Source organism: Mycobacterium sp. (assembly GCF_052143115.1).
Lineage (GTDB): Bacteria > Actinomycetota > Actinomycetes > Mycobacteriales > Mycobacteriaceae > Mycobacterium.
The window spans coordinates 1-6458 of sequence record NZ_JBKQTQ010000107.1 but is presented as its reverse complement, the minus strand read 5'-3'; the positions used below and the strand labels follow the sequence as shown (position 1 = coordinate 6458).

At 64.7% G+C, this 6458-nt stretch carries 7 protein-coding genes and 1 pseudogene; 2 read left to right on the top strand and 6 right to left on the bottom strand.

The features are described from left to right. Together ACLQI9_RS11010 and ACLQI9_RS11005 are read right to left on the bottom strand one after the other, a co-directional pair. On the bottom strand, nucleotides 1-674 hold a 674-nt coding region (locus ACLQI9_RS11010; RefSeq protein ID WP_442391679.1), incomplete at its 3' end, for an ABC transporter permease. Nucleotides 675-687: 13 nt separating this feature from the next. Next, nucleotides 688-1404: an MlaE family ABC transporter permease gene (locus tag ACLQI9_RS11005; protein WP_442383964.1), complete on the bottom strand. Its 717-nt coding sequence runs from the start codon at nucleotides 1402-1404 to the stop codon at nucleotides 688-690. Nucleotides 1405-2176: 772 nt separating this feature from the next. On the opposite strand from ACLQI9_RS11005, the pseudogene ACLQI9_RS11000 reads away from it, so the two are divergent. Beyond that, a pseudogene (locus ACLQI9_RS11000) lies at nucleotides 2177-2585 on the top strand (wax ester/triacylglycerol synthase domain-containing protein); the annotation flags it as partial. 184 nt (nucleotides 2586-2769) lie between these two features. Here the strand turns inward: ACLQI9_RS11000 and ACLQI9_RS10995 are convergent. Together ACLQI9_RS10995 and ACLQI9_RS10990 are read right to left on the bottom strand one after the other, a co-directional pair. Then, nucleotides 2770-3504, bottom strand: coding sequence for a mycothiol-dependent nitroreductase Rv2466c family protein (locus tag ACLQI9_RS10995; RefSeq protein WP_442383956.1), 735 nt, complete (start codon nucleotides 3502-3504; stop codon nucleotides 2770-2772). Further along, entirely contained in the window at nucleotides 3501-4289 is a 789-nt protein-coding gene (locus ACLQI9_RS10990; protein WP_442383958.1) for a maleylpyruvate isomerase family mycothiol-dependent enzyme, read from the bottom strand. The genes ACLQI9_RS10995 and ACLQI9_RS10990 overlap by 4 nt, the downstream gene beginning before the upstream one ends. A 277-nt stretch (nucleotides 4290-4566) precedes the next feature. Here ACLQI9_RS10990 and ACLQI9_RS10985 point away from each other — a divergent pair, with 277 nt between their 5' ends. Next, nucleotides 4567-4743, top strand: a complete 177-nt coding sequence (locus ACLQI9_RS10985; protein ID WP_442383960.1) for a hypothetical protein — start codon at nucleotides 4567-4569, stop codon at nucleotides 4741-4743. Here the strand turns inward: ACLQI9_RS10985 and ACLQI9_RS10980 are convergent. Together ACLQI9_RS10980 and ACLQI9_RS10975 are read right to left on the bottom strand one after the other, a co-directional pair. Beyond that, nucleotides 4683-4862 carry a hypothetical protein gene (locus ACLQI9_RS10980; protein WP_442383966.1) on the bottom strand — a complete coding sequence of 60 codons (180 nt, stop codon included), beginning with the start codon at nucleotides 4860-4862 and terminating at the stop codon, nucleotides 4683-4685. The genes ACLQI9_RS10985 and ACLQI9_RS10980 overlap by 61 nt on opposite strands. Nucleotides 4863-4934: 72 nt before the next feature. Further along, nucleotides 4935-5780 (bottom strand): alpha/beta fold hydrolase, encoded by an 846-nt coding sequence (locus ACLQI9_RS10975; RefSeq protein ID WP_442391678.1) that lies wholly within the window; start codon nucleotides 5778-5780, stop codon nucleotides 4935-4937. Nucleotides 5781-6458 lie beyond the last annotated feature (678 nt).

The window sequence follows — 6458 nt, the reverse complement described above, 5'->3', positions numbered from 1 at the left end:
GCGAGAGCCATCAAGATGGCCTGAAGAAACGACGACAACAAGTCGGTTGGGCTCAGGAACGTCGAAAAGTAGTGGTCGTATAGCCCTGGTGACTGGCCTAGAAGGAACACGGTAGTGAAGCGACTCGCGAGAAACGAAAGGATGATGGCGATGGAGTACAACGGCGTGATCGCGATCATCCCGGCGACGATCCTGGTGCTGACCAAGAACGAAATCGGCCGAATGGCCATGGCTTCCAGCGCATCAATCTCTTGGTTGATTCGCATGGCGCCCAGCTGCGCCATCACGCCGGCGCCGAACGTGGCCGCCAAGCCGACCCCGGCGACGACCGGAGCAGTGATGCGAACGTTGATGAAAGCCGCCAAGAATCCTGTCAAGGCCTCGATGCCGATATTGCCTAGGGAACTGTAGCCTTGGACCGCCAGCGTGCCGCCCGTAGCCAGGGTCAAGAACCCGATGATTACCAGCGTTCCACCGATCATCGCCAAGGTACCAGCGCCCATGCTGATCTCGGCGGTGAGGCGAACGATGTCACGTGTGTAGTGCCTCACCGCGTACGGCGTGCCGGCGAGCGCCTTGCCGTAAAACATTGTTTGGTCACCGATTCGGCCTAAGGTGGTGATTGGCCGTTCGAGTTCACGGATTACCCGAGGATTGCGGGCTCGCAGCGTCACGGCAGTCCTTCCGTCACTTGGCCGTCATTTTGATGCCTATTGCGGTGACGACTACGTTGACAACGAACAGCGACATGAAGGCGAAGACGACCGTCTCGTTGACGGCGTTACCCACGGCCTGTGCGCCGCGTCCGGTGATCGTCAGTCCCCGATAACACGCAACCAGGCCGGCGATCAGGCCGAACAGGGCCGCCTTGACCCCCGAAATGAGCAACTCTGGGATTCCGGTGAGCACCGTGATGCCGGCGGCGAACGAACCGGGGTTGACCTGCTGGACAAACACCGAGAAGACGTAGCCGCCCAGAATGCCGATTATGCAGACAAGGCTGTTCAGTAGCAGGGCGACCAACCCCGACGCGAGCATGCGCGGCGTAACCAACCGCTGAATGGGGTTGACGCCCATGACCTCCAGTGCGTCGATCTCGTCACGAATAGTGCGCGAACCCAGATCTGCGCACATCGATGTGGCGCCGGCTCCAGCCACGATCAACACGGTCACGAGCGGGCCGATCTGCGTCACCGCGCCGAAGGCCGCACCTGCACCACTCAAGTCGGCTGCGCCAAGTTCGCGCAGCAGGATGTTGAGGGTGAAGCTGACCAGAACCGTGAACGGGATGGCCACTAACAGCGTGGGCAAGAGTGCGACGCGCGCGACAAACCAGGACTGCTCCAGAAACTCTCGTGCTTGAAAGGGCCGGCGAAAGAGGAACCTCACCGCGTCGACCGACATCACGAACAAGCCCCCGACGCCTCGCAGCGTTTCCGAGACGTCCCCGCTGAACACCGGCACTCCCGGAGTCCAGTGGTCCCTCCGTCTATTCATCGTCGATCCCCAGTACTTCCGGGATCATGACGGCCGACACCGCCGTTGGTCCACCGATCTGGTGCGCCAAACCGATCCTGGCCCACGACTTGGTTGGGGAATCTCAGTGGTCATGACTCCTAGTTCCGTGAAGCCGGTCGCCTGGCTTCGGGCTCGTGAGCTGGGCGGTAGGCGTCAGGTTCCGCCTCACCTTCATCCCCCGATAGAGCCGTTTGACCCAGGTGTGTGCGCCATAGTGCCCATCAGCCGGAGTCCAAGCTTGCGAGCAAGCCAGCATTCGGAGCGCGTGAGCAGTCAGACTGTCGGTTAGTTCGGCGACCGTCTCGGCGACTGCATGCTGGCACATGCGAGCGACAGCTATGACGCTTGACGTGTAGCCGATTTGGTTCGACTCAGCTGTCCGATGTCTGGCTGTAACTGTGGGCAAAATGTGGGAACAGGAGGCGGGCGATGATTCCCGCGCATCTTCGCCGAATTACTCACGAGCGTGCAGCTTTCCGGCGACCTCGCGGTCTGGGACGGCCACATTGCGATGGTCGTTGGCAACGGTCTTTCGAGCTACTGGACTGTCGGTGACCCATACATGTCGGAGTGGTACTTGCAGTGAGATGGGATGTTGATGGAAAGAAAAGCAGGCCAGAAATTAGTAGCTATCTCAGTGGAGCTCTACCCTGTCGGCATGAGGCGGCTGTCCAGTGTAGATGCTGCGTTCTGGTTCGCCGAGACGCACGCCTGGCACATGCATGGCGCCGGACTGACGATCTGCCGACGCGCCAGGTTTCTGCTTCCATGCGGTCAAAGACCTTGTCGCTTCTCGCCTTCCGGAGATGCCGGAGCTGCGCTATCGAGTGGCGGGGGCGCCGCTGGGGCTCGACAGGCCATGGTTCGTCGAGGACTGCGAGCTCGACATCGACTATCACATCCGGCAGGTCGCGGTGCCCGAGCCCGGAGGACGTCGGGAACTCGAGGATCTGGCCGGCCGTCTCATGTCCTACCCACTCGACCGGGACAGGCCGCTCTGGGAGATGTGGTTCATCGAGGGCCTGGAGCATGGACGTGTCGCGATTCTGACGAAGATGCATCACGCCAATCGAGGCGTCGGAGGCAATCTCGGCGACGAGCGACTCGAGCGCGTCCATGAACGCGAGGGTCATGCGGTTGTGCGGAGCGTCATCGATAGTCACGATCGCGACCGCGCCGCGGCGCTCGTATGCAAGGCACTTGTCACTCATTCCGGACAACGTATCGGAGGTTGTCCCGGGGGCTGCCACGTTAGTGCTTCGTATCGGGCGCCTTTCCCGTCGATGAGGCCCCCGGGGCGCCGAAGCTGATGACTTCGCCGCGGTTGATCGATACCCAGTCGCGAGCCTCTAGGTAAGGGCGGAAGGTCTCGGCGATCAGCTGCTCGTCGTCACGGGTCTTGGGCCGTTGAAGCTCGTAGAGGTGGGGGAACTCCGTCCAGGCGACAACGGCGTCCCAGAGCCGACGGGCCGCCTGCCCGGTGGGCGGATCAATGAGTACTGGCCCGAACAGGCACTGCCCGTCGGGAAAGAACATCGTTGGCACCCCGTAGCCGCCGGCGTCGACCACCCGCTGGTGCTCGGCCATCACCTCGTCGCTGGTGGTGGGATCGGCTATCGCCTGGTCGACGAGCCCCGGGTCGAACCCCAGTTCGTCGAGGAGGTGCTGGGCGACGGATTTCTCATGCGGCTTGTGTCCCTCGACGTGCAGAGCCCGCCCGGCCCGGCCGTACCATGCGTCGAGGTCGGCCATCGACTTTCGGCGCAGCAGGGCCCCGATGCGCATCATCGACCAGCCGTAGGACCACTCCCGCTCCCACGGGTGCTTCTTGCCCTCCTGGCGGTTGATCTCCTCGAGGCTGAAGAAGCGCCAGTTCACCGTGAGCCCGGTCAGGTCTCGCACCTCGCGGATCCACAGCGACGTCTGGTAGGCGTAGGGGCACATGACGTCGAAGTGGAAGTCGACGGACTCGGGGCGACTGGTCACATCGTGAACCTGAGGTTGCGGGCGGCCCGCTCGCCGAGCTGAGCGTCGCCGTTCCACTTGATCGCGCCGGAGTCGATCGCGACCTGGGGATCGATGCGCCCGCAGGCGAGCTGGATGAACGTCGTCGAGTCGGTCATGATCTCGACGTCGGGGCTCTTTAGGCGGTCGACCTGCCTGGCCCGGCCGTCGACGAGGACGTCGAGCTCGCGAACGATCGGTCCCGTGAGGTGGAAGGCGATGCTCTTCCCGTCGGGCAGGCCCACCTTCTTGCCGACGATGTAGCCCAGCGAACTCTCCACCTCGCCCAGCGCGATCTCAGCGGCGACGCCCGTGTCGTCGGTCACCCGGGCGAGCGGGGTCGTGATGTCGCGCTCGTGGACCCAGAAGTCGAAGACCCGGATTGCCAGGAATCGCCCGTAGGTGCCGGGGCCCGTCGGCATCCACGAGGGGCGCTCGAGATCCCCACTCGAGAGCGAGGCCAGATCCTGCCGCCGGCGGTCGTAGGTCGCGCGGACCCGTTCGACGAAGGCCGCGCTGTCGAGACCGGCGGTCTCGCGCAGGAAGTCTCCGGCCCGCTCGAAGGGCGGCGGCGTCCGAGCGTCCTCTGGCAGCCAGCCGGCCATGACCGCTTCCATGCTGGTGACGTGGTTGACCACGTCACGGACCTTCCAGTCCGGGCAGAAGGATTGGACCTGCCACTCGGCGTCGCCCAGGTCGGCGCAGAGGGCTTCCATCGAGAAGTAGCACCCCTCGAGGGCGGCACGGATCTCGCCGAGGCTCCTCATCGCCCACCCGCCGCCATCGCGACGGGTTGGTCGATTGCCCCGCGTTCCGCCACGGACGCCTCACTTTCCTGTCGGAAGAAGCTCGCTCACGTCACGATCGTTCCGGTTCATCGGCGCCGTGTCCGCGCGGGGATCGATCTCCCTCATGCTAGCCAGCATCCAGCCGCCACATGGGGCAAAACATCAGCGGAAACGCGTATAACTCCCGGGTTGCAACGCGGATTTACGCTCCGGCCCGTGCTGTGAAAGGAAGGGCCAGGCGACCTATTACGACCTGGTGACCGACACACGGGTCGCGCCGAAAGCCGCGTGGACCTACCTGAGACCCGCCCCGGGCTTCGAGCCGATCGCTGGCGCGGTCGCGGTGATGGCCGCGCAGGTCGATCGCCGCTGTCAACGGCCAAGTTGCGGTCCCCGCTGGTGGCCAAGTCTGGGTCCCCGCCCCGTGCAGTAGTTCTGTTCGACCCGGCGCGCCGCCTGGGCCAGCTCGGCCTTGGCGCGGGTGAGATCGCCGCGCAAGACGCGGGTTAAGGCCAGGTGGATATACGCCGACGCGATCAGGTCGGTGGGCATGAACCATAACGCGTCAATCTCGGAGTGGCCTCACCAGGCCCGCTGCCGTGGCCTGTTCGAGGTGGCAGCGGCTCAGGTCGTCGCGATGAGGTCACGCACCAGATCGGCGAAGCGGTCCGGTTCATCGAGGTGCGGGAAGTGGCCGGCTCCCTCGAACAGCTCGACGCGACACCCCGGGATCGACCTCTGCGCATTGATCGCGTGCCAGGCCGGGATCATCCGGTCCCGGGAGCCCCAGATGATGAGTGTCGGGATCGGCGCGGCGTCGGGCAGGTAGTCGTGAGCGCTGACAGTCTGGCCCCCGGGGTCGATGACAGCGCGGGTCGTGGCCAGGAAGGCGCGCCGGCTCGCCGCATCCACGAGCGAGGTGAAGCCCTGCCAGATCGTGGTGATGTCCGTGCTGGGCCTCCAGCCCGCCCTGGACAGGGCCCGCCCGGCGCCCTCGGCGCGCGCACGCACCCACCCCGACGCGAGGACGGGCAGGACCCATGCGGCCCCGGGCAGCGTCGCGGATCGCAGGATCGGGTTGACCTCCCGGCCCAACCCACCGCTCGCGACAAGCACCAGCCGCTCGACACGCTCCGGGAACAGGTAGTAGAACTCCATCGCGATTCCCCCGCCGAGGGAGTGCCCGACGAGCGTGACCCGCTCAATGCCGAGGCGGTCCAGCAGGTCGCGCAGCGTTGCCGCGTGCGCGCCGAGTGAATAGTCTCCCACCGGCTTGTCCGACTCGCCGTGCCCGAAGAGGTCCGGCACGATCACCCGGTGGTCGTCATGCAGGCGGTCGATGAGGTGGGTCCACTGGCGTTGCGAACCGAGAATCCCGTGGATGAACAGCACCACTGAGCCCGTGCCGCTGTCCAGGTAGGAGAGCTCGTGGCCGTGGATGGTCACGGTTCGGCGCGTCGGCGTCTCCATGACATCTCCCTCGCAGGCCAATCGATCTGGGCGGTACGCATTCAGGTTCCGCTTCCGCCTGATCCCCAAATAGGGTCCTTTGACCCAGGTGGTGCGCGCCACAGTGCCCCGTTCGCGGCACCGGAATTGGCAGGCTGCCGCGCAGCCAACGGCCATTTACGACCAGGACATGTATGGGGGCACCGTGGAGACACCACAATTTCTCCATGACCAGATTGTGAAGGGTGGCCGGAGAGCGAGGGGATCGTGACCGTTAAGCATCCCCACTGGCAGTGCCCACGATGCGGCGCGGTCATGTTCTGGATCGGGTCTATGTCGCGCAAGAACCGGTGCTGGGTGGGCCGGGAGCCTTGGCGCGGGGAACGACGGAAGACCGCGGAATAGGTGTGAGGAGGCCGTGACCGGCCCCTGGTTCCACGTCTCGCCCCACAACGTGCCCGTAGGCACCCAGCTAGTGACCGGTGGGTGGGTAAGTCTGCCCGGGATCCATTTTTATATCAGCAGGGCGCACAGACCGTGTCGTCAGCAATGAGTTCTGATCCTGGTGTCTCTGAAGCATCCCGGGTTTCATGCACCCTCGGGGTTCTGTGAGCCGGCCGGTTGGTCGGTCACGTGCTGGGAATAGTACTGGGCTTCGGCTTCGGCGGGTGGGACTCGGCCGAGGCGGTGCATGAGGCG

Bases quoted from the DNA above. Each gene is read 5' to 3' on its own strand.
- ACLQI9_RS10980 (WP_442383966.1), bottom strand. From the start codon at position 4,862: ATGCCCACCGACCTGATCGCGTCGGCGTATATCCACCTGGCCTTAACC.
- ACLQI9_RS10990 (WP_442383958.1), bottom strand. From the start codon at position 4,289: ATGAGGAGCCTCGGCGAGATCCGTGCCGCCCTCGAGGGGTGCTACTTC.
- ACLQI9_RS10975 (WP_442391678.1), bottom strand. From the start codon at position 5,780: ATGGAGACGCCGACGCGCCGAACCGTGACCATCCACGGCCACGAGCTC.
- ACLQI9_RS11005 (WP_442383964.1), bottom strand. From the start codon at position 1,404: ATGTCGGTCGACGCGGTGAGGTTCCTCTTTCGCCGGCCCTTTCAAGCA.